Genomic DNA, 22,515 nt, shown 5'->3' with positions numbered 1-22,515 from the left:
GGGTACGCGAGGGGGGATCAGGCACCGTGTCGGACACAGGAGGGCACCATGACCGATCGCGACCGCCGACCCCCGCTGGAGGAGAGCCCGGAAACGGCAGCTGCCGTGGACGACGACAGCACCGTCGGGCAGCTGCGGACCGGAGGCGGGCCCGACCGTGACACGCCGACCTTCACCGAGCCCCGCGACCGGCCGGAGGACCTCGCTCCGGACATCGACGACCTCATCGGCGATCCGTACGCCGCCGGCACCGGCGCCACCGGAACGGGCACCGGCGCGGGCGGCGACAACATCCGTACCGGGGCCGAGCAGCCCTGGGAACCGGAGGACCTGGTGATGGCCCGCGGGCAGGACCTCACCCCGGAGAACCTGGAGAAGGCCCGTCGCGACCTGGCCGAACACGGGCGCGCGGCGATCGAGCGCACCGTGCCCTGACGTGGGCGGACAAGGGGGGTCCCCGGCCCGACCGTACTGGTCGGACCGGGGACCCCGGGGAAACCTGCCGCCGGCAGTGCCTCACCTACTGCCGGCAGCGGGTTGGCGCGTGAGCTACCCGATCAGAGAGCCGGGTACGCGTTCTGCATCAGCTCCCGGAACTGGGCGGAGAACCACGCACCGGAGATCGGCGCGTTCGGCAGGGCACCGGTCGGGTTGTTGCCGTTGCGGGCGTTGCCGCCGTACGTCGGGTCGCACATCCGGTCGAAGCCCTTGCCCTCGTTGTTCGGGATCTCCGAGCTGGAGCCGTCCGACTCACCCGGGGGCTTCACCCAGACGTAGGCGTCGATGCCCGGCGCCGGGTTCGCCTGCGGTCGCTCGCCGAGACCGGCACCTGCCTGGTTGCACCAGTTGCCGGCGTGGGCCCGACGGTCGATCCGGCCACCGTTGACGTACGTGTCCACGCTGGTGGTCGCGCCCGGTCCGGTGGGCCGGTTGGCGCCGCCCCAGCCGTTGCGGGACGTGTCGATCAGCATGCCGATGTTGGAGTTGAAGCCGACCGAGATCAGCTTGGTACGGAACGCCTGGGCGAAGGACAGCTCGTCGACGTAGAAGTTCCAGTCGACCCACTTGGACTGCCGCACCGTCTGGCCGTTCACGTTGTCGGTGACCTTGAAGTACGGCTCCGTGAGCGCCGAGTAGTTGGCGGTGTTGGTGATGAAGCCGTGCACGTTGTTGACAGTGCTGCCGGAGGCGACAGCTGCGGTCTTCAGGATGTCGGCGGTCGGGCCGAAGTTGCTGTCCCAACCGAGCCAGCCGTGGTGCCCGGCGTCGATGTAGTTGTAGACGTTGCCGATCGCGCCCAGCTTGGCGAGGGCGTAGCCGACACCGTTCACGTACGCGCCGTTGGCCTTGACCGTGTCACACATGACCGTGCCGCCGGCCTGGCCGGACGTGTTGGTCACCAGGTTCGGCAGCGAGTCGATCTCGATGACGTTGATGATCCGGATGTTCCGGTACTTCGAGTCGCTCTGGATCGCGGCGATCGGGTCGATGTACTCGGCCTTGTACCGGGGCAGTTCGTCCGGACCCAGCTCACCGTTGGAGGCGAGCGCCGAGCAGTCCCGGCCGGGCAGGTTGTAGATCACGAACTGGATGTAGCCGGCGCCCTGACGCAGCGCCTCGTCCAGGTGCTCCCGCACCCCGAACGCGCCGTTCGAGCTGCTGTTCGGAGTGCCGTTGATGGCGGCGATCCGGTCCAGCCAGACGGCGGTGGGGTTGTTCGAGACCCGGCTTCCGCCCGGCTCGGCGTCCGCCTTGGCCTTCCACTCCGGGTTCACGTATCCGCGCACACCGGCGTACGGGTTGTCGACCTTGGTCCCGGGGGGCGGGGTGGTCGGCGGCGGCGTCGTGGGCGGAGGGGTCGTGGGCGGAGGCGTGGTGGGCGGGGGCGTGGTCGGCGGGGGCGTGGTGGGCGGCGGGGTGGTCGGGTTACCGGTGCCACCGTTGCAGACCACACCGTTCAGGGTGAACGAGGTCGGCTTCGGGTTGCTGCCGCTCCACGCGCCGTTGAACCCGAGGGTCGTCGAGGCGCCGGTCGCCAGCGTGCCGTTGTAGGACATGCTGCGGGCGGTGACCTGGCTGCCGGACTGGGTGAACTCCGCCGACCAGCCCTGCTGCACCCGCTGGCTCGAGTTGGGGAAGGTCCAGCCGAGCGTCCAACCGTTGACCGGGTCGCCGAGGTTCTTGATGGTGATGTTGGCGGTGAAGCCGCCCTGCCAGTCATTGGTCGTGTACGCGATGTCGCACTGCGTCGCGGCCTGCGCCGCGGTGACCGGGATCGTCACCAGCCCGCCGGCGACCAGAACGCCCGCGCCGGCGAGCGCGAGGGTCCGGCGTGGGCCGGACAGCCTTCTCCACACATTCATGCCACTGATCTCCTTGGGCGAGACCGGGCGCGCGTTCGGCCCGGCGAGACGGCCCGGTGGGCGTCCTGCACGGACGGCCTCCGGCGCCACGGGATTCATTGGGGGGTGCCCGACCCGGACGGGCGGTGGTGGTGGTGATTGGCCGGCGCGGGGCCGACCGTTCGGCGGCCGGTTGTCGCCCGGCGAACCGGATGCCCTCGACGACCTGCCTGCGCGGTGTGGCTCCCCGAACCGCGTGCGCCGATTCTTGCATGGGAGCGCTTCCATGGCAATGGCTCGATGCGCGGCCTGCCCTCAACTCGGACGATACCCCCGAGCAGCGCGAGCGGCACCTGTCGCCTCTTACCGGGATGACCGCTGCGGGTCGCGTACTGGGGGGCGGTAACAGCGCGGGCCGCACGCAAGGCCGCGCGGGTTCCGAGACGGCACTGCGAGCCGGGAAAGCCGCGTAGCACCCCTTAGCCGCTTACCACCAGCAAAGGTCAAAACGCGAATCTTTCACTTCATAAGTCATGAAACGGTCTAACGTCGGTCTTAGCTCGGTTGTCGCCGAGCTCAGGACAACAGGGATGGAGTGACGCAGGTCATGGCTAAGAAGATGCTCGGGAAGGTCGTTGCGGGCGCCGCGCTCGGCGGCGCGTCGCTCCTGGTGTTCGCGCCGGGGATCGCGTTCGCCGACGGGCACCACGACGATGACGGCAAGGTCTACGCCAAGCCGCACGTCGTGAAGGCCGGCGACGAGGTCAAGCTCCTCGAGATCTGCCCGGATCGGCAGGAGCACGCGTACGTGTGGTCCAAGGTCACCGGCAAGGTCAAGCTCAAGCCGGCGCGGGAAGACCGGGGCGAGGACCGCGGCGAGTGGAGCGAGGAGGAGGACTCCTACGACCACGACGACAAGGGCAAGGACGAACAGGGCAAGGACGAGCACGGCAAGGACGAGCACGGCAAGGACGACAAGGGCAAGGACGAGCACGGCAAGGACGAACAGGGCAAGGACGAGCACGGCAAGGACGAGCAGGGCAAGGGCCACGAGGGCAAGGACGAGAACGGCAAGGGCGAGAACGGCGACGACAAGTCGCAGCCGCCCGCCGACGACGCCCAGCCTGGTGGCCAGGGCGGCGGCGCTGCCGCCGACGCCTACGGCGACGAGGACAGCAAGGACTGGAAGGGCGAGGAGCACGGCCAGGACGCGGACGACAGCCGCGACCAGAAGGACTGGGACTCCAAGGACGAAGGCAAGAAGGACTGGGAGTCCAAGGACGAAGGCAAGAAGGACTGGGAGTCCAAGGACGAAGGCAAGAAGGACTGGGAGTCCAAGGACGAAGGCAAGAAGGACTGGGAGTCCAAGGACGAAGGCAAGAAGGACTGGGAGTCCAAGGACGAAGGCAAGAAGGACTGGGAGTCCAAGGACGAAGGCAAGAAGGACTGGGAGTCCAAGGACGAGGACAAGAAGGACTGGGACTCCAAGGGCCACGAGTACGGCTCGGACGACGAGTACGGCTCGGACAAGGAGTACGGCTCGGACAAGGGCTGGGAGTCCAAGGGCCACGAGTACGGCTCGGACGACGAGTACGGCTCGGACAAGGGCCGCGAGTCCGAGGGCCGCGAGTCCAAGGGCCACGAGTACGGCTCCGACGACGAGTACGGCTCGGACAAGGAGTACGGCTCGGACGAGTACGGCGACCACGGCAAGGGCGAGAACGGCCGGGAGCACGAGCGCGAGTTCGTGTACTACGGCGAGGCCAAGGTCGACAAGGACGCCAAGCCGGGCCGCTACGAGCTCAAGGGCTCGTGCGGCGAGGGCGAACTGGTCGTGCTGCCCCACGGTGGGGTCGACGGTGGTGACGGTGGCGTCAGCGCCGGCACCGACCGTGGCCTGGCCACCGGTGGCGCGAGCCTGCTCGGCGCTGCCGCGCTGGGCGGGATCGTTCTGATGCGTCGTCGGCGGACCGATGGTTCCCTCGTCTGACGTGACGGCGACACGGGCCGGCGGCCGTCACGGGAGACCGTGGCGTGCCGCCGGCGCGGCCGTCGTCGTCACCCTGGCCATGATCGGCGCCGGCATGATCGGCGCCTCGTTGCAGACCGGGCCCGCTCCCCGCCCTCCGCAGCCGCAAGCCCAGGCCGGCCCCGAGGTCCCCGGGCCAACGGCCACCGGGGACGACGCCACGAATCCGGGCGACGGCGAGCACGCCGCGCAGGGCGACGTTCCCGTCGGGCTGGACCGGGCTGCCCCGACCACCATCGAGATCCCCCGCATCGGCGTCAACGCGACGATCATGTCGCTCGGCACCAACCCGGACGGCACCGTCCAGGTCCCCCCGTTGGAGCAGGCCGACCAGGCTGGCTGGTACGAGCCGGGCGCGAGCCCCGGTGAGACCGGCAACGCGGTAATCGTCGGGCACGTGGATTCGGCGAAGCTCGGCCCGGCCGTGTTCTTCAACCTCGGTTCCCTCGTGCCCGGCGACACGATCACGGTGCAGCGGGCGGACGGCCAGCCGGCGACGTTCCGGGTCGACTCGGTGAAGTCGTACCCGAAGACGTCGTTTCCCACCGAGCTGGTGTACGGACCGAACGACCGGCCCGGGCTGCGGGTGGTCACCTGCGGCGGCCAGTTCGACGAGGCGGTTCGGAGCTACCGGGACAACGTGGTCGTCTTCGCCACCCTGGCGGCGTGAGGCGGACGTACACAAAAGCGGTCCGGCCGGTCGGGTCACCCCGACCGGCCGGACCGCGTCCGGCGTACCGAATCAGGCCGCGCCAGAGGTCCGCACCAGCGTGCGGATCTGTCGCAGCAGCACGGACAGGGCCGCGAGGTCCGCCCGCGACTCGTCGAACTCCCCCATCGCCCGGCGGGCCCGGTGGATCGACGTGGCGTTCGACTGCTCCCACTGCTGCACCCGCTCGTGCGGCGGCTGATCCTCCGGGGTGGAGTCGAGCACCTCCGCCGTGAGCGCGGCCAGCGCGGCGTACAGGTCGTAGCGCAGCGCCATCCGTGCGAGAGTCTGCCAGCGGTCCTCGCGCGGCAGCAGGGAGATCTTCGACAGCAGCGAGTCCACCCGGAACAGGTCGGAGAGCACGAAGTAGACCGAGGCCACCTCGCTGACGTCCCGTCCGCTGCGGGTCGCGGTCTCCACCACGTCCAGCAGGCCGAAGCTGTACATCAGCCGCGTCGCCCGCTCGGCGAGCTCGCGGGGCAGTCCCCGCTCGGTCATCGAGTCGATGTGCGCCTCGATGGCCTGCCGCTCGCCGCCGTAGAACAGTTCCTCGAGCCCGGGCAGCAGCCGGGCCACCCCGTCCCGCAGCCGGTTGATCTCGGTCGGTACGTCGATCGGCGAGCGCCGGTTGGTGACCAGCCAGCGCACCGCGCGGTCGAGCAGCCGACGGGTGTCGAGGTAGACGCTCGTCTGCAGCTCCGGGGAGACCTTGTTGTCCAGCGCCTCCACCGTGTCCCACAGCTCACGCAGCCCGAAGACCTCGCGGACCACCACGTACGCCCGGATCACGTCGGCGGCGCTGGCCGCCGTCTCCTCGACGACCCGGAAGACGAACGAGATGCCGCCCCGGTTGATCGCCTCGTTGACCAGCACCGTGGTGACGATGTCCCGACGGAGCCGGTGCCGGCCCATCCGGTCGGCGAACCGCTCACGCATCGGCGTCGGGAAGTAGTTGACCAGGACGTCGGTCGTCCACTCCTCGTCGGCCAACCCCTCGGTGAGGATCTCCCGTTCCAGGACGATCTTCACGTACGCGAGCAGCACCGCGAACTCCGGCGCGGTCAGCCCGGACTCGCTGCGCACCGCCAGCTCCTCGTCCGGCGGCAGCGCCTCCAGCGACCTGTCGAGCGCGCCGGAGCGCTCCAGCTCGTTGATCATCCGGCGGTGCACCGGGAGCAGCGAGGCGGCCTGGGCCTGGGCGTTGTTGATCGCCCGGGCCTGGTCGTAGTTGTCCCGCAGCACCAGCTCGGCGACCTCGTCGGTCATCCCGGCCAGCAGCTCGTCCCGCTCGGCTGTGGTCAGTTCGCCGTCGGCCACCGCCGTGTTGAGCAGGATCTTGATGTTCACCTCGTGGTCGGAGGTGTCCACACCTGCCGCGTTGTCGATGAAGTCGGTGTAGATCCGGCCACCGGTCAACGCGTACTCGATCCGGCCGAGCTGGGTCCAGCCCAGGTTGCCGCCCTCGCCCGCCACCCGGCAGCGCAGGCTGCGCCCGTCCACCCGGATCGCGTCGTTGGACTTGTCGCCCACCTCCGCGTTGGTCTGGGTGGACGCCTTGACGTACGTGCCGATGCCGCCGTTCCAGAACAGATCCACCGGAGCGGTGACGATCGCCTTCATCAGCTCCTGCGGCGACAGCTGCGTGACGTCGTCGTCGAGGCCGATCGCCGCCCGGACCTGCGGCGTGAGCGGGATCGACTTCGCGGTACGCGGGAAGATGCCGCCCCCGGCCGAGATCAACTCGGGGTTGTAGTCCTCCCAGGAGGAGCGGGGCAGCTCGAACAGCCGTCGACGCTCCGCGTACGAGGTGGCGGCGTCCGGGTCGGGGTCGAGGAAGATGTGCCGGTGGTCGAACGCGGCCACCAGCCGGATGTGCTCGGAGAGCAGCATCCCGTTGCCGAAGACGTCGCCGGACATGTCGCCGACGCCCACCACCGTGAAGTCCTGGGTCTGGGTGTCCAGGCCCAACTCGCGGAAGTGCCGCTTGACCGACTCCCACGCCCCGCGGGCGGTGATGCCCATCTTTTTGTGGTCGTACCCGGCCGAACCGCCGGAGGCGAACGCGTCGCCCATCCAGAAGTTGTGCGCCTGGGAGATCTCGTTGGCGATGTCGGAGAACGTGGCGGTGCCCTTGTCCGCCGCCACCACCAGGTACGGGTCGTCGCCGTCGTGCCGCACCACGTCGTCGGGCGGCACGATCTGCCCGCTGACGATGTTGTCGGTGACGTCCAGCATCGCGCCGACGAACTCCTGGTAGCAGGCGACCGCCTCGTCCCGGTCGCCCGGCTTCTGCTTCAGCACGAAGCCGCCCTTGGCGCCCACCGGCACGATCACGGTGTTCTTCACCATCTGCGCCTTGACCAGGCCCAGCACCTCGGTGCGGAAGTCCTCGCGACGGTCGGACCAGCGCAACCCGCCCCGGGCCACCGGCCCGAACCGCAGGTGCACGCCCTCGAACCGCGGCGAGTACACGAAGATCTCGAACTTCGGCCGGGGCGCCGGCAGGTCCGGGATGGCCTGCGGGTCGAGCTTGAACGCCACGTACGCCTTCGGCCGCCCGCCGACCGGCTTCTGGTAGAAGCTCGTCCGCAGCGTCGCCTCGATGAGCGTGAGGTACGAGCGCAGGATCCGGTCCTGATCGAGGCTCGCCACGTCGTCCAGCGCGCCCCGGATCGTCTCCACCAGCTCGCCGCTGCGCTGCTGCCGCTGCTCGGCGGTGAACTCGCCCGGCGCGAACCGGGTCTCGAACAGCTCCACCAACAGGCTGGCGAGCTTCGGGTACGCGATGAAGGTCTGCTCCATGTAGTCCTGCGAGAAGACCGTGCCGGCCTGCCGCAGGTACTTCGCGTACGCCCGCAGCACCACCACCTGCCGCCAGGTCAGCCCGGCGCGCAGCACCAGTTCGTTGAACCGGTCCACCTCGGCCTCGCCGCGCCACGCCGCCGCGAACGCGTTCTCCACGTGCGGGCGTACCTCGGACAGCTCGTGGTGCCCCTCGGGCAGCATGAGGCCGAAGTCGTACAGGTAGACCCGACCGTCGATCCGGTCCACCTCGTACGGGTGCTCGTCGACCACGCGGACGCCGAGCGAGTGCAGCACCGGCAGCACCGCGGAGAGCATCATCGGCTCGCCGTACCGGTAGACCTTGAACCGCACGTTCGTCGTGTCGGCGAGGTCCGCACCGGGGACCCGGGTGCCCGGCCGGGGCGCGAGCTGCTTGCGGAACAGGTGCATCTCCAGTTGGCCGGGCTCCTCCAGCAGCTCCAGCTTGGCCAGGTCCTTCATCGCCTCGTACGGCGTGTGCCCGTCCTTGTAGCCCTCCGGGAACGCGTCGGCGTACCGCGTGAACAGGTGCTTGGCCTGCTCGTCGCCGAGCTTGCGTTCCAACACCAGCCGGTAGTCGTCGTCCCAGAGCCGTGTCGCGTCGGCCAGCTCCTCGGCCAGCAGGTCGGCGTCGATGTCGCCGGGTGGCCGGGTCGGGTCGGTGCGGACGATGAAGTGGATCCGGGCGAGCATCGACTCGGTGACCCGGGTCGTGTAGTCCACCCCGACGCCGTTCAGCTCACGCAGCAGGATGTCCTGCATGCGCAGCCGGTTCTGGGTGGTGAACCGGTCCCGGGGAAGGTAGATCAGGCAGGAGATGAACCGCCCGTACGCGTCCCGGCGCAGGAACACCCGCAGCTGCCGGCGGCCCGCCATCCGCAGCACACCGATCACCGCGTGGTACAGGTCGTCGGTCTTGATCTGGAACAGCTCGTCGCGCGGGTAGGTCTCCAGGATCTGGAGCAGATCCTTGCCGGAGTGGCTGCGCCGGCTCAGGCCGGAGCGGTCGAGCACCTCCGCGACCTTACGACGCACCACCGGCAGCTCCCGGACGCTGGTCCGGTACGCGGCGGTGGAGAACAGGCCCAGGAAGCGCCGCTCCCCGATGACCTCGCCGTCGGAGTTGAAGATCTTGAAGCCGATGTAGTCCAGGTACGCCGAGCGGTGCACGGTGGCCCGCGAGTTGGCCTTGGTGATGATGAGCAGGCGCTTCTCCAGCACCTTCTCGTGTGCCTCGTGCGTCATCGACGACAGCGACCGGGCCTCCGGGGAGTCCGAGCGCAGGATGCCCAGGCCGGTGCCGAGCACCGCCTCCAGCGCCTTGCCGTCGACCGGGTCGGCGGTGTTCCCGTCGGGAGCGTCCACCAGGCGGTACTCGCGGTAGCCGAGGAACGTGAAGTGGTCGTGCGCCAGCCAGCGCAGCAGCTCCACCGAGTCGGTGATGTCCTTCTCCGGCACCGGCGGACGGTTGTCCGAGGTGCGGGCCGAGGCCAGCTCGTCGGCGAGCGCGAGGGCACGCTGACGCATCTTCGGCCAGTCCTCCACGGCCTCCCGCACGTCGGTGAGCACCCGTTGCAGCTCACGGCGCAGCCGGTCGCGTTCGGCGGCGTCCCGGACCGGGTCGATCTCGATCCGCATCCAGCTCTCGATGATGTCGCCGGCGATCGCGTCGTCCGGCTCCACGTCCGCCGAGACCTCGGTGAGGCGGCCCAGCGGTTCGCGCCGGACCACCACGAGCGGATGCACCAGCAGGTGCACGTCCAGGTGGTACGAGTTGAGCAGCGCGGTCACGGAGTCGACCAGGAACGGCATGTCGTCGGTGACGATCTCGACGACGGTGTGGTGCTGGTCGGCGTGCGGCTCGTGGATGCGCAGCTTCAACTCGCCGGGCACCCGCTGCTGCGCGAGGTCCCGGTGTGCCCGGGCCGCGTCGAGCATCTCCTCCGCCGTGAAACCGACCAGTTCCTCGTCCGGGGCGAACCGCCAGAAGCGGCCGACCAGGGTCGCCGCGTCGTGGTCGTCCCCTGCGAGCGCGACAGCCTGGGCCACCAGACGCTCCGCGTTGGGGACCGGTTCGTCGAGCTCGGCGTCCTCCACGTCATCGGCCAACGCCTCGGTCGGCAGGCCCAGATCGTAGATGGTGTCGATGCTCGACCCGGTCAGCCCCGTGACGCCCGTGTCGAGCCGGCCGTAGCCGTCCCCGTCGGTCGCCGAATCGAAGCTGTCATCGTCCCGGCCGGAGTCATCCTGCCGGAGGTCGGGTTCCGGTTTGATCGCCGGACGCCGGTCCATCGGTGCCACTCCCCTCGACCCACCGCGTTGTGGGTCACTCTGCCGCCCAGCGTAAGCCTGTCGTGTCCCGCCTTGGTCGGCGGACCACTGGCCGGACGTCCGGATCGGGACTTTGTCCTTTCACCCGTTGCGGGTCCGAGGTTGGCCGGTTGCGGGATACCCCGCCCCGCGATGTTCATCACACCGGCCCGGCCCGTCTTTCCGCACGTCGAGCCCCACACGGGACGTTGGGGACACCCTTCGCGTACTACCGTGCAGAGCAGCCCGAGACCGGAAGGACCGCTTCATGACCTTGTCCTACCCCCGGCCCCACCGGCCGAACCGCACCCGGCGGATCGCCGCTCTCACGGCGACTCTGCTCACCGCTGGCGTCCTGGCGGCGTGTTCCGGCGACGACGGGCCGGAGCGCAGCGCCGACGCCTTCCTCGCCGGCTGGCGCAGCGGCGACCTGCAGGCGGTCGCGATGGTCGACACGACCGGCGCCAAGGTGCCGGCGGCCGAGGTGACCAAGGAGATCAAGGAGCTGTCCGGCGAGTTGGCGGCCACCCCGCCCGCCCTGGCCCGCCAGGGTGAGCCGAAGATCACCAAGAACATCGCGACCACGACGATCCGGATCGACTGGTCCCTGCCGGGCCAGGCGCACTGGACGTACGACCGGGAGCTGCGGCTCGTCAAGGGCGACGACGACCAGTGGCAGGTGATGTGGGAGCCGCGGGTGCTCCACGAGCAGCTCGCCAAGGGCGACCGGCTGGGGCTGCGCCGCGACACCGGCCCCCGGGCGGGGCTGCTGGACGCGGCCGGCACGCCGATCGTCGCGCCCCGTCCGGTGGTGCGGGTGGGTGTGCAGCCGAACCAGGTCACCGACATCAAGAAGCTGGTCAAGGATCTTGACGCCGCCTTCAAGGCGATCCGTCCGGCCCTGGTCCCCGCCGTCGACCTGGGCGACCTGCCGAAGCGGGTAGCCGAGGCGGATCCGGGCGCCTTCGTCGAGGTGGTGACCCTGCGTGAGGACGCGTACAAGCAGATCAAACCCCGGATCTACGATCTGCCCGGCACCAAGTTCATCTCCGACAAGCTCGACCTGGCGCCGACCCGGGAGTTCGCCCGCGCGCTGCTCGGCTCGGTCGACCAGGCGCAGGCCGACGACCTCGCCGCCCACCCGGACCGGTACGTCGTCGGTGACCTGGTCGGGCACGGCGGGTTGCAGGGCCGCTACGACGAGCGGCTGCGCGGCGCCCCCGGCCTGACGGTGGTTGTCGAGCGGCCCGCCGAGGACGGCAAGCTGGCACCCACCGGCGCCGAGCTGTTCCGCCGCGAGCCGCAGCCCGGTCAGGCGCTGAAGACCACCCTGGACGTGGCCACCCAGAACGCGGCCGACGCCGCCCTGCGCGCCGAGCCGCGCCGGTCCGCCCTGGTGGCGGTACGCGTCAGCGACGGCGCGGTGCTCGCCGCCGCCAACGGTCCCGGGCCGGCCGGCGAGAACCTGGCCTTCACCGCCCAGGTGCCGCCGGGCTCCACGTTCAAGATGGTCAGCGCGCTGGGCCTGCTGGATCGGGGTGCGGTCACCCTGGACGGGCCGGTGGAGTGCAAGAAGACCTTCACCGTCGACGGCCGGTCCTTCAAGAACTCGGACAACTTCGAGTTGGGCTCGGTGCCGTTCCGCACCGACTTCGCCAAGTCCTGCAACACGGCTTTCGCCTCGCTGGCTCCGAAGCTCGGCGGTGACGGGCTGGCCGCCGCCGGCCGCTCGCTGGGCCTGGAGGGGCAGTGGGATCTCGGGGTGGACGCCTTCACCGGCAAGGTGTCGACCGGCGGCAGCCCGGCCGAGCAGGCCGCCGCGTCGTTCGGCCAGGGCACCACGCTGGTCAGCCCCCTGGCCATGGCCGGCGCCACGGCGGCCGTCGCCCGGGGCGCGTTCATCCAGCCGAAGCTGCTGGTCGACCCTGCGCCGGCCAAGCCGGCCGTGACCGACGGACCGCTCAAGCCGCAGTCGATCGAGCCGCTGCGCACGATGATGCGCGAGGTCGTCACCGCCGGCACCGGCAGCGCCCTCAAGGACGTTCCGGGCGGCGAGGTGTACGGCAAGACCGGCACCGCCGAGTACGACGACAACCCGGCCCACACCCACGCCTGGTTCGTCGGCTGGCGGGGTGACGTCGCATTCGCCGTGTTCGTGGAGAAGGGCGGGGCCAGCACCGCCTCGGCCGTCCCGATCGCCGAGCGCTTCCTCCGGGCCGTGCCCGCCACCTGACCCGCCGTACGCCGCTGATCGCCACCCGCGCCCAGCGGTGATCCACCCGGTGGTGCGGCGAACCGGGGTGTCCGGGCCGTCCGGGCACCCCGGTTCCGCTCATTGCGGGGTGGAGCGCGGCGCGGTGGACCGGGTCAGGCGGAGTCGGCCTCGTGCCGGTCCGGCGGGGTCTCGGCCGGCGGCGCGGGCCGGCGGAGCAGACCCGGGCCGGCCGAGGCAGGCGGGCCGACCGGTTCGCGATCGACAGTGGCCGCGATCTGGGCCGCGAGGCCGGTTGGCTCGGCTGGGGGCCGCCCGCCCGCGCCGTTCGGCTCCGCCGCGGGCGCGACGGCGTCGGTCACCTCGTCGTCAGCCACCGCGTCGGCCGACGAACGGACGCCGGCGGACCCGACGCCGGCGGGGTGGTTGCCGGAGGCGTCGCCGTCGGGGAGATCGTCGCCGCCACGCTCATCGACCCGATCGGGGCCGTCGCGCCCGGCGAGGCGCGCGGCACGATCGAGCCCGTCACGCCCCGCGAGGCGCTCGGCGGCTGTCGCGCCCCGCCCGTTGCCGCGCCGTGGGGAGGGCGTGGGCCGGGGCGACAGCAGTCGGGGTGGCACCGCCTCCGGCGCGGTGACCGGGGCCAGGCCGGCGACCACCGTGTTGACGATCTCGGCGGCGTACGAGCCGTCCGGGTCGTAGTCGGGGTCGAAGACGGTCAGCTCGACGCCGAGGCAGTGCGGGGTGTCGACCAGACCGGCGAGCAGGATCTCCAGCTCGGCGAAGGCGATGCCACCGGGGTCGGGGGCGTCCACGGCCGGCATCACCGCCGGGTCGAGCACGTCGACGTCGATGTGCACCCAGTAGCCCGCGCAGTCGGCGAGCTGCTCGTGCGCCCACTGGGCCGTCCGGGCGGCGCCTTCGGCGCGCAGCGCCGGCACCGGCCGGGTGGTGATGCCCGCGGCCTGGAGGTCGAGGCGGTACTCGTCCTGCGCCCGGATGCCGAGCACCACCACGTCGATGTCGCGGAAGTAGGGCCGACGGCCCTCCAGCGCGGCCAGGTCGGCCTGCCCGCGCCCGGTGACGAGGGCCAGGTCCTCGCCGGCGGCCGCGCCGACGTAGGAGGCGTTGCCGGGGTGCCGGAAGTCGGAGTGCCCGTCGACGAAGACCAGCCCGATCCGCCCGCCTACCGCCTCGCCGAGGCGGTGCATGGCCAGGGCGGAGCCGAGCAGCACGGAGCAGTCGCCGCCCAGCACCACCGGGAACTCGCCCCGGTCGATGATCGAGCCGATCCGCTCGGCGAGGGCGAGGGAGTAGTCGGCGATCTCCCGGGCGTGGCACACGCCGTCACCGGGCCGCCAGTCGCCCGGGTCGTACCGGGGTGGGGTGACGCAGCCGGCGTCGCGGGCCCGCAGCCGGGCCAGCAGGTCGTGGTCACGCAACGCGCCGGGCGCCTTGGCGCAGCCCGGCACGGAGGTGGACGTCGGCGGTCGCAGGCCGAGATTTGTCGGCGCGTCGAGGACGGCGATCCGGCGCATCATGAGCTCCCGTCCTCGGTGGTCGGGCGGGCCGGCGAAACGCCGGCCCGCGCTGGCGTACTACGAACTCACGATCCGTGCGGCTGACTCAGAACAGGGCGCTGGCCAGGGCCCGCCGGGCCGAGGCGACCGCCGGGTCGTCCGGGCCGGCGATGGAGAACAGCGACACCAGGTGCTGGCGGACCGTCTCGCGGTCCTCACCGGCGGTGCGTCGGACCAGGCCGACGAGCCGGGCGTACGCCTGCTCGGCCAGGCCGCTGAGCACCTCGATGTCGGCGGCCAGCAGCTGGGCCGCGACGTCGTCGGGGGCGCTCTCGGCGGCGGCCAGCGCGGCGGCCGGGTCGGCGCCCGCGACCCGGCGGGCCACGCCGACCTGGGCCAGACCCGCAGTGGCGGCGGCGTCCGCCGGTGCGTCCGCGAGGATCTTGCGGTACGCCTGCTCGGCGGCGTCCAGGTCGCCGCTCATGAGCGCGTCGTCCGCCTCGTCGAGGCGCGGGTCCTCCGGTTCGGCGACTGCCACGCCACCGGCCTTGAGCACCGCCTGGATCCACTGGCGGAGCTGGGCCTCGGGCACCACGCCGGAGAAGGCGTCGATCGGCTGGCCGCCGACGACCGCGTAAACCATGGGGATGCCCTGGACCCGGAACATCTGGGCGATCCGCGGGTTTTCCTGCACGTCGACCCGGGCGAGCACCCAGGCGCCGGCGCCCTCGGCGGCCAGCCGCTCCAGCACCGGGGCGAACTCGTCGCTCTCCGGGAAGCCGGCCGCACCGAAGAAGACGATGACGGGCATGGCCATCGACCGTTCGAGCACATCGGCCTGGATGGTGGCCTCGGTGACGTCGACGATGCCGGCGTTGCCGTCGGCGGTCTGCGCGCCGGGCACGCCGGCGGACGGGCCGCCCTGCGGGGGTGTGCCGGGGCGGGTACTGGCTGGTGCGGGGCCGCGCAGCGTGCTGAGGTCGACCGCGCCGCGGGTGAAGATCGACGAGGTGATCCGTGGGTCGCTCATGGTTACCTAGTCTCGCACGCGAGCCCGGATTCCCGGCTCACCCACAACTCCGACGTTGCAACTCTCACGCCCCAATCCCACGTCCGCGATCTTGCACTTTCTGTCGCCGAAACGGGGCATTGACCCCGTTCGCCGGGACAGAAAGTGCAAGATCGACGGGGTTAGAAGCGGGCGGGTTCGCGGTAGGTGCCCCACTCGGCCCGGAGGGCGTCGCAGATCTCACCAAGGGTCGCTTCGGCGCGGACCGCGTCGAGCATGGCGGGGATCATGTTCTCGTCGGTGCGGCTGGCGTCGACCATGCGGGCGACAGCCGCGCGGACCGCCGGCTCGTCGCGTCCGGTCTTGCGCTCGGCGAGCACCCGGCGCTGCTCCAGCTCCACCTCGTGCGAGATGCGCAGGATCTCCAGCTCCTTGGCCACCGTGCCGGTATGGCAGTTGACCCCGACGATCTTCTTGTCGCCCTTCTCCAGGGCCTGCTGGTAGACGAAGGCCGACTCGGCGATGTGCCCGGTAAACCAGCCGTCCTCGATGCCGCGCAGGATGCCGGAGGTCATCGGGCCGATCTGGTGCGGCCCGTCCCCGCCGAGTTGCCGGATGCGGGCGAAGATCTCCTCCGCCTCGGCCTCGATCTTGTCGGTCAGCGCCTCGACGTACCAGGAGCCGCCGAGCGGGTCGGCCACGTTGACCACACCGGTCTCCTCCATCAGCACCTGCTGGGTACGCAGGGCGATCTCGGCGGACTCGTCGGTGGGCAGCGCCAGGGTCTCGTCCAGCGCGTTGGTGTGCAGCGAGTTCGTGCCGCCCAGCACCGCCGCGAGCGCCTCGACGGCGGTGCGTACGACGTTGTTGACCGGCTGCTGAGCGGTCAGCGACACTCCGGCGGTCTGCGTGTGGAACCGCAGCCACAGGGCCTTCTCGCTGGTCGCGCCGTAGACGTCGCGCAGCCAGCGGGCCCAGATCCGACGGGCGGCCCGGAACTTGGCGATCTCCTCGAAGAAGTCGAGGTGCGAGTCGAAGAAGAAGCTCAGCCCCGGCGCGAAGACGTTCACGTCCAGCCCACGCGAGAGGCCCAGCTCCACGTAGCCGAAGCCGTCGGCCAGGGTGTACGCCAGCTCCTGCGCGGCGGTCGAACCTGCCTCGCGGATGTGGTAGCCGGAGACCGACAGCGGCTTGTAGCGCGGGATCTCCGCCGCGCAGTACTCCATCAGGTCGCCGATCAGGCGCAGGTGCGGCTCGGGGTCGAAGAGCCACTCCTTCTGCGCGATGTACTCCTTGAAGATGTCGGTCTGCAGCGTGCCGTCCAGCTTGGACAGGTCGGCGCCCTGCCGCTCCGCGGCGACCAGGTACATGCAGAACACCGGCACGGCCGGACCGGAGATGGTCATCGAGGTGGTGACGTCGGCCAGGTCGATGCCGTCGAAGAGCGCCTGCATGTCGGTGGCGGTGTCGATGGCGACCCCGCAGTGCCCGACCTCGCCGAGTGCCTGCGGGTCGTCCGAGTCGCGGCCCATCAGCGTCGGCATGTCGAACGCGACCGAGAGCCCGCCGCCGCCGGCGCCGAGGATCATCTTGTACCGCTCGTTGGTCTGCTGCGCGTTGCCGAAGCCCGCGAACTGCCGGATCGTCCAGGTCCGCCCGCGGTAGCCGGTCGGATGAAGGCCCCGGGTGTACGGGTACTCGCCCGGCCAGCCGATCCGCTCGAAGCCCGGGTACGCGCTGCCCTCCGGCGGCCCGTAGACCGGCTCCACAGGCATCCCGGAGAGCGTGGTGAAGTCGGCGTCCCGCTTGCGCGCGGAGTCGTACCGGGCCTGCCAGCGCGCCCGTCCGGCGTCGATCTCGTCGGCGTCCATGCGCAGGGCTCCTCCTCGGTTCCTCGATTGCACATCGAGTGTAGAGCCCTGGCCTGAACGATCGCTAAGTCACGTCGTACCCGTGGGTAACGTGAGGTGCGGGAATCCCAGGTCGGGAGGCGGGCCGAGGTGTCGACCACGCGACGGGCGCGGGTGATCAACGACCACCCGCGCCCGCAGCCGAGCCAGATCGCTGATCTAGTAGTTGCGGGTCTTCACCAGGAACGCGTAGCCGACCACCGTGGTGCCGTTCCAGTTGTACATCGGGTAGCACTGCTGCGGCGACGTCCACGTGGAGACGTAGGTCGGCCGTGCCGCCTTGCACGCCGCCATCGTCGGGTACATCGGACTGTTGTAATCCGCAAGAGCCGGCGAAGCAGTGCCCAGCACCAGGCCGCCAGCCAGAGCGACAGCGGCGATGACGTTACGAGAGCGGGGGCGGCGCGAAATTTTCGCCATCTACAGTCCATTCCTGACGAGTTGGTCCATCAAGGTCCCTGACGCCAGGAGCCTAGTGGCACCCAAGATCGTCGAAGCGACGGCCCGACATGCGTGCAGCCGACCAGGCCGCCGGCCGATCCGGCCCGTCGAGGTCAGACCGTGGGAGTCGCGGGTCCGCCCATCGCCACGTCGTCGACCCGGATGTTGACCTCGTCGACCCGCAGCCCGTACGCCTCGACCGCCTCGGTGACCCGGGCCCGCACCTGCCCGGTGATCTCCGGGACCGGCTGACCGGCCTGGATCACCAGCACCAGGTTGACCACTGCCGCGTCCCCGGTGACGTGGGCCGAACAACCCCGCCGGGCGTCGCCGACCTGGTCCAGCCCGACGCGATCGAGGACCGCGTTGAAGAACCGCGCGACGTCCCCGCCCATCTCGGCCACACCGGGCACCGAGCTGGCGGCCGCGACGGCGATCTTCTCGATCACCTCGTCGGAGACCTTCGTCGTCCCGCCGGCCACCGCCGGCACCGTGCCCAGCTCGCGCGTCGCCTCGTCACTCACGTCCCGCTCCCCTGCCGTCGTCCCGCACCGACCCCGCCCGGGGCCCGCGCGAGCGGTGCCCGCGCGAGCGCGAGCCTACTGCCTCCCGGAGCCCGCACACCGTCCGCTGTGAACGCGAGGGGGCACCGCCGGCGCCGGTTCGCTATCTTGCCCCCCATGGCATGGATTCTTGCCGCCGCGCTGGCGGGCTCGGCGGTCGTCCTCCTGGTCGCGGTGTGGCTGGTTCGGCTCTACAACAGGCTGGTCCGGATGCGTAACCAGGTGGATGCGTCCTGGTCTCAGATCGACGTGCAGCTCAAGCGACGCCACGACCTGATCCCGAACCTGGTGGAGACCGTCAAGGGGTACGCGTCGCACGAGCGCGACACCCTGGCCGCCGTGCTGGCCGCGCGCGGCGAGGCCAGCACGCACACCGCCGGCGACCCGGGGAGGGCCGAAGCCGAGAACGCGCTGAGTCAGGCTCTGGGTCGGCTCGTCGCGCTCGCCGAGGCGTACCCGCAGTTACGGGCGAGCGAGAACTTCGCGGCGTTGCAGGGCGACCTGGCCACCACCGAGGACAAGATCGCCTACTCCCGGCAGTTCCTGACGTACGCGGTACAGCAGTACAACACGGCGATCCAGAGCTTCCCCGCGAACCTGGTCGCCGGCCCGCTCGGCTTCCAGCGGCGCGAGCTGTTCGCCGCCACGGACTCCGACCGTGGCGTGATCGCGGTCGGTCTCTGAGCGGTGACGGACCTCCTCCTCGCCGGCGCCGCCGTCGGGCTCTGGCTCCTCGCGTACGGAGCCTGCCGGGTCGCCACCCGACCGGCGCCACCGGCGGCCCGACCGGCCACCATGGACCTCGGCTCGGAACCACCCGCCGTGGTGAGCATGCTGGTCAACGGCGGGTCGACGCGCGCGGGTGCGGCGGAGTCGATCCTTCTCGACCTCGCCGCAGCCGGCTACTACGAGCTGCGGCAGCCGGACGCCGACCCCTATCGCACCACCATCCATCTCGCCGGGGGCCGTCCGGACGACAGCGGCCTGCGGCCGTACGAGCGGCAGGTCCTGGCGCGGGTTCGTGGGCTCGCCGTCGACGGGGTGGTGCCGCTGACCGCGCTGGCCCTGCGCGACGAGGACGAGGCCAAGAACTGGAACAGCCAGCTGCGCGCCGCCGTGGTCGCCGACGCCCGGGCGGCCGGGCTGTCCCGGCGCCGGTTCGGGCAGACGATGATGACCGCGCTCTACGTCGGCGCGGCCGCGGTGGGCGTGGTCTGCGGCCTCGTGGCGGTGCACCGCACGCACCTGAGGTGGACGTTCCTGTTCTCCCTCACCGTCGCCCTGGTGCTCGCGGGCCTGGTGCAGCGCGTCGGCGAGCGAGCGACCCCGGCGGGGCTGGAAGCCACCTCCCGGTGGCTCGCGGTGGGCGCCTGGTTGCGCAGCCACGAGCAGTTCGCCGAGCTGCCACCCTCGGCGGTGGCGATCTGGGACCGTTACCTGGCGTACGGCGCCGCGCTGGGCGTGACCCGCCGCGCCAGTTACCTGCTCGGCCTCGACGTCGGCACCCAGCGCGACCTCTGGTCGTCCTACCGTGGCGGCTGGCACCGGATCCGGGTGCGCTATCCGCGCGGCCGGCCCGGGTACGGCAGCTCCACGCCCACCCTGCTCTGGCAGGCGGTGCTGGCGGTCGTGTCGGGACGACTGGTGCTGACCGTCACCGGCTACACCACCTGGTACTCGCTGCCGGCGTATCCGCTGCTCGCCGGCGGCGCCTACCTGCTGATCGGCGCGCTGGTGGACCGGGTGCGGTCGGTGACCGTCACCGGGCAGGTGCTGGCGCTGCGCCCGCACCAGCGGGACAGCCGCCACCTGGTCCACCTGGTGCTCGACGACGGGACCGCCGACCGGACCACCGCCTGGGCGACGCCCGGCGGCCGGGCCGACCGCTGCCGGCCGGGCGACGTCGTGACGATCACCGCCCGGCCGTGGAGCCGCCGGGTCGACACCCTCACCCGACGCTCGCCGGCACGCCCGGACACCGCGCGAACCGAGCCGCTGGTCACGGACGTCTTCGGCGAGGTACGTCAGGTGCCGGCCGGGCCGCTCCCGATCTCCGTCGAGGACGTCGCGCGGGTCGTCGGCCATCCCGTACGCGTGGTACGCGGGCCGCGGCGCGTCGACTTCCGCTCCGAGCGCGACGACAGCACCGTGCTGCGCGCCGCCTGGGCGGACGGTACGGCGGGACAGATCGCGTGGCGGGCCAACGCTCGTGGCGTCGCCACCCCGCTACCGGGCGTCGGCGACGAGGCGTACGCCAGCGGCAACAAGGTGGTGCTGCGCGTCGGCGACATCACGCTGGTGCTCACCGCGCTCGGCAGCGGGCGGCTCGGGACGCCGCACCTTCCGTGGCTGCTCACCAGATGTGCGCGCGAAGCCCTCACGGGTGCCTGACCCACCGCTGGGGTGGGCTGTCGGGCGGGCGGCTCAGGAGCCGAGCTGATCGAGCAGCTCGTCGGCCGCCGCGTACGGGTCGAGGCCACCCTCGGCCACCGAGGCGGCGAGCGTGCTCAGCTGCGTACCGTCGCGCAGCGAACCGATCTTGGCGCGGAGGGTGCCGAGCGCGATGGCCTCGATCTCGGCGGCGGCCCGCGCCTCCTGGCGGCGGCGCAGCTCGCCGTGCTCGACCAGCCAGCCCCGGTGCTTGTCGATGGCGGCGGCGATGTCGTCGATGCCCTCGCCCCGGGCCGCGACAGCCCGTACCACCTGCGGTCGCCACTGCCCCGGCCCGCGCTCACCGAGGGCGATCATGCCCTGGATGTCGCGGACTGTGGCGTCGACGCCGTCCCGGTCGGCCTTGTTGACCACGAACACGTCGGCGATCTCCAGGATGCCGGCCTTCACCGCCTGGATCGCGTCACCCATGCCGGGGGCGAGCAGCACGAGTGTGGTGTCGGCAAGCGAGGCGACCTCCACCTCGGCCTGCCCGACGCCGACGGTCTCCACCAGCACCACGTCACAGCCGGCGCCCTCCAGCACGCGGACCGCCTGCGGTGTCGCCGCCGCCAGCCCGCCGAGGTGCCCCCGGCTGGACATCGACCGGATGTAGACGCCCGGATCGGTGGCGTGATCCTGCATGCGCACCCGGTCGCCGAGGATCGCGCCGCCGGTGAACGGGCTGGACGGGTCGACCGCCAGCACGCCGACCCGGTGCCCACGTGCCCGCAGCGCGCGGACCAGCTCGTTGGTGGTGGTGGACTTGCCCACCCCCGGCGAGCCGGTGAGCCCGACGACCTGGGCCTGCCCGGCGTACGGCGCCAACGTGGCGGCGACTGCCGGCAGCAGTTCGTCGCCGTTCTCCACCAGCGTGATCAGCCGGGCCACCGCGCGGGGGTCACCCGCGCGGGCCCGTTCGACCAGCAGGGGTACGTCCCGGCTGCGGCGCACGGACGTGGTGGCCGCCGCCGGGACGCCCTCGATCGCATCGCTCACTGTGCAGCCGCTGCGCTTCCCGGCACGTGGATGATCAGCGCGTCGCCCTGGCCGCCACCGCCGCAGAGAGCCGCCGCGCCCGTGCCGCCGCCACGCCGCTTCAACTCGAGGGCGAGGGTGAGGACGAGACGAGCACCGGACATGCCGATCGGGTGACCCAGCGCGATCGCGCCGCCGTTGACGTTGACCTTGTCGGAGCTGACGCCCAGGTCGCGGGCGGACTGGATGCCGACCTGCGCGAACGCCTCGTTGATCTCGATGAGGTCCAGGTCCTCCACGCTCAGGCCGCCCTTCTTCAGGGCGTGGTTGATCGCGTTGGACGGCTGGGAGTGCAGGGAGTTGTCCGGGCCCGCCACGTTGCCGTGCGCACCGATCTCGGCCAGCCAGGTCAGGCCCAGCTCGTTGGCCTTGGCCTTGCTCATGACGACAACTGCCGCCGCGCCGTCGGAGATCGGCGAGGAGCTGCCGGCGGTGATGGTGCCGTCCTTGGTGAACGCGGGGCGCAGCTTGGCCAGCGACTCGGCGGTCGTGTCCGGGCGGATGCCCTCGTCGTCGCTGATCACCAGCGGGTCACCCTTGCGCTGCGGGATCAGCACCGGGGTGATCTCCTCGGCGAAGTGGCCGTTCTTCTGCGCGGCGGCGGCCCGCTGGTGACTGGCCGCGGCGAACGCGTCCTGCTCCTCGCGGGAGATGCCGTGCTTCGTGCCGAGACGCTCGGTCGACTCGCCCATCGAGCAGCAGTCCCAGGCGTCGCTGAGCCCGTCGTGCGCCATGTGGTCCTTGACCACCACGTCGCCGTACTTGTAGCCGGAGCGCTGGCCCATCAGCAGGTGCGGGGCGTTGGTCATCGACTCCATGCCGCCGGCCACCACGATGTCGAACTCGCCAGCCCGGATGAGCTGGTCGGCCAGGGCGATCGCGTCCAGCCCGGAGAGGCAGACCTTGTTGATCGTCAGCGCCGGAACCGACATCGGCACGCCGGCCTCGACGGCCGCCTGCCGGGCCGGGATCTGCCCGGCGCCCGCCTGGAGCACCTGGCCCATGATCACGTACTGGACCTGGTCCGGGCTGACCCCGGCCCGCTCCAGCGCTGCCTTGATGGCGATCCCGCCGAGCTTGGTGGCGGGAAGGTCCTTGAGGTTGCCCAGCAGCCGCCCCATCGGGGTCCGCGCGCCGCTGACGATCACCGAAGCCATGCCTGCCTCCGAGGGGGGTGCC

The 22,515-nt window shown here is 71.4% G+C and carries 15 protein-coding genes; 6 read left to right on the top strand and 9 right to left on the bottom strand.

What is annotated here, in order from left to right; all coding sequences use genetic code 11:
- The first annotated feature begins 48 nt into the window (after positions 1–48).
- A complete protein-coding gene (locus tag B0E54_RS04995) occupies positions 49–435 on the top strand; it encodes a hypothetical protein (RefSeq protein WP_234582064.1) in 387 nt (128 codons plus the stop codon).
- Positions 436–557: 122 nt separating this feature from the next.
- On the opposite strand, the gene B0E54_RS04990 is transcribed toward B0E54_RS04995, so the two are convergent.
- Complete coding sequence (locus tag B0E54_RS04990) at positions 558–2,363, bottom strand: glycoside hydrolase family 6 protein (protein WP_234582063.1); 1,806 nt, start codon at positions 2,361–2,363, stop codon at positions 558–560.
- Positions 2,364–2,949: 586 nt separating this feature from the next.
- Between B0E54_RS04990 and B0E54_RS04985 the strand changes: the two genes are divergently transcribed.
- Both B0E54_RS04985 and B0E54_RS04980 read left to right on the top strand, forming a co-directional pair.
- Positions 2,950–4,332: a hypothetical protein gene (locus tag B0E54_RS04985; RefSeq protein ID WP_234582062.1), complete on the top strand. Its 1,383-nt coding sequence runs from the start codon at positions 2,950–2,952 to the stop codon at positions 4,330–4,332.
- Between the two features lies 1 nt (position 4,333).
- The gene (locus B0E54_RS04980; RefSeq protein WP_234582061.1) at positions 4,334–5,041 is read left to right on the top strand and encodes a class F sortase; all 708 of its coding nucleotides are present in this window, start codon (positions 4,334–4,336) and stop codon (positions 5,039–5,041) included.
- A 72-nt stretch (positions 5,042–5,113) separates the two neighbouring features.
- Here B0E54_RS04980 and B0E54_RS04975 read toward each other — a convergent pair whose 3' ends face one another.
- Positions 5,114–10,195, bottom strand: coding sequence for an NAD-glutamate dehydrogenase (locus B0E54_RS04975; protein ID WP_234582060.1), 5,082 nt, complete (start codon positions 10,193–10,195; stop codon positions 5,114–5,116).
- A gap of 286 nt (positions 10,196–10,481) precedes the next feature.
- Between B0E54_RS04975 and B0E54_RS04970 the strand changes: the two genes are divergently transcribed.
- Positions 10,482–12,446 carry a penicillin-binding transpeptidase domain-containing protein gene (locus tag B0E54_RS04970; protein WP_234582059.1) on the top strand — a complete coding sequence of 655 codons (1,965 nt, stop codon included), beginning with the start codon at positions 10,482–10,484 and terminating at the stop codon, positions 12,444–12,446.
- 134 nt (positions 12,447–12,580) lie between these two features.
- Here the strand turns inward: B0E54_RS04970 and B0E54_RS04965 are convergent, their stop codons facing one another.
- The 5 genes from B0E54_RS04965 to B0E54_RS04945 form a co-directional block, all read right to left on the bottom strand.
- Positions 12,581–13,966: an arginase family protein gene (locus B0E54_RS04965; RefSeq protein ID WP_308195336.1), complete on the bottom strand. Its 1,386-nt coding sequence runs from the start codon at positions 13,964–13,966 to the stop codon at positions 12,581–12,583.
- 85 nt (positions 13,967–14,051) lie between these two features.
- A complete protein-coding gene (locus B0E54_RS04960; protein WP_234582058.1) occupies positions 14,052–14,975 on the bottom strand; it encodes a tetratricopeptide repeat protein in 924 nt (307 codons plus the stop codon).
- 161 nt (positions 14,976–15,136) lie between these two features.
- Positions 15,137–16,825, bottom strand: a complete 1,689-nt coding sequence (locus B0E54_RS04955; protein WP_234582057.1) for a methylmalonyl-CoA mutase — start codon at positions 16,823–16,825, stop codon at positions 15,137–15,139.
- Positions 16,826–17,023: 198 nt separating this feature from the next.
- Positions 17,024–17,170: a hypothetical protein gene (locus B0E54_RS04950; protein WP_234582056.1), complete on the bottom strand. Its 147-nt coding sequence runs from the start codon at positions 17,168–17,170 to the stop codon at positions 17,024–17,026.
- 248 nt (positions 17,171–17,418) lie between these two features.
- Complete coding sequence (locus tag B0E54_RS04945; protein ID WP_234582055.1) at positions 17,419–17,829, bottom strand: Asp23/Gls24 family envelope stress response protein; 411 nt, start codon at positions 17,827–17,829, stop codon at positions 17,419–17,421.
- A 156-nt stretch (positions 17,830–17,985) separates the two neighbouring features.
- Here B0E54_RS04945 and B0E54_RS04940 point away from each other — a divergent pair, with 156 nt between their 5' ends.
- Entirely contained in the window at positions 17,986–18,552 is a 567-nt protein-coding gene (locus B0E54_RS04940; RefSeq protein WP_234582054.1) for a LemA family protein, read from the top strand.
- A gap of 3 nt (positions 18,553–18,555) precedes the next feature.
- Positions 18,556–20,259 (top strand): DUF2207 domain-containing protein, encoded by a 1,704-nt coding sequence (locus tag B0E54_RS04935; protein WP_234582053.1) that lies wholly within the window; start codon positions 18,556–18,558, stop codon positions 20,257–20,259.
- A gap of 33 nt (positions 20,260–20,292) precedes the next feature.
- Here B0E54_RS04935 and meaB read toward each other — a convergent pair whose 3' ends face one another.
- Both meaB and B0E54_RS04925 read right to left on the bottom strand, forming a co-directional pair.
- Complete coding sequence (gene meaB / locus B0E54_RS04930) at positions 20,293–21,297, bottom strand: methylmalonyl Co-A mutase-associated GTPase MeaB (protein WP_234582052.1); 1,005 nt, start codon at positions 21,295–21,297, stop codon at positions 20,293–20,295.
- Positions 21,294–22,493: an acetyl-CoA C-acetyltransferase gene (locus B0E54_RS04925; RefSeq protein ID WP_234582051.1), complete on the bottom strand. Its 1,200-nt coding sequence runs from the start codon at positions 22,491–22,493 to the stop codon at positions 21,294–21,296. The genes meaB and B0E54_RS04925 overlap by 4 nt, the downstream gene beginning before the upstream one ends.
- Positions 22,494–22,515 lie beyond the last annotated feature (22 nt).

The sequence above is a fragment of the Micromonospora sp. MH99 genome (assembly GCF_021442385.1).
In the GTDB taxonomy this organism is placed as follows: domain Bacteria; phylum Actinomycetota; class Actinomycetes; order Mycobacteriales; family Micromonosporaceae; genus Micromonospora.
The sequence above is the reverse complement of the archived record's forward strand: the minus strand, read 5'-3'. Positions and strand labels throughout refer to the sequence as shown.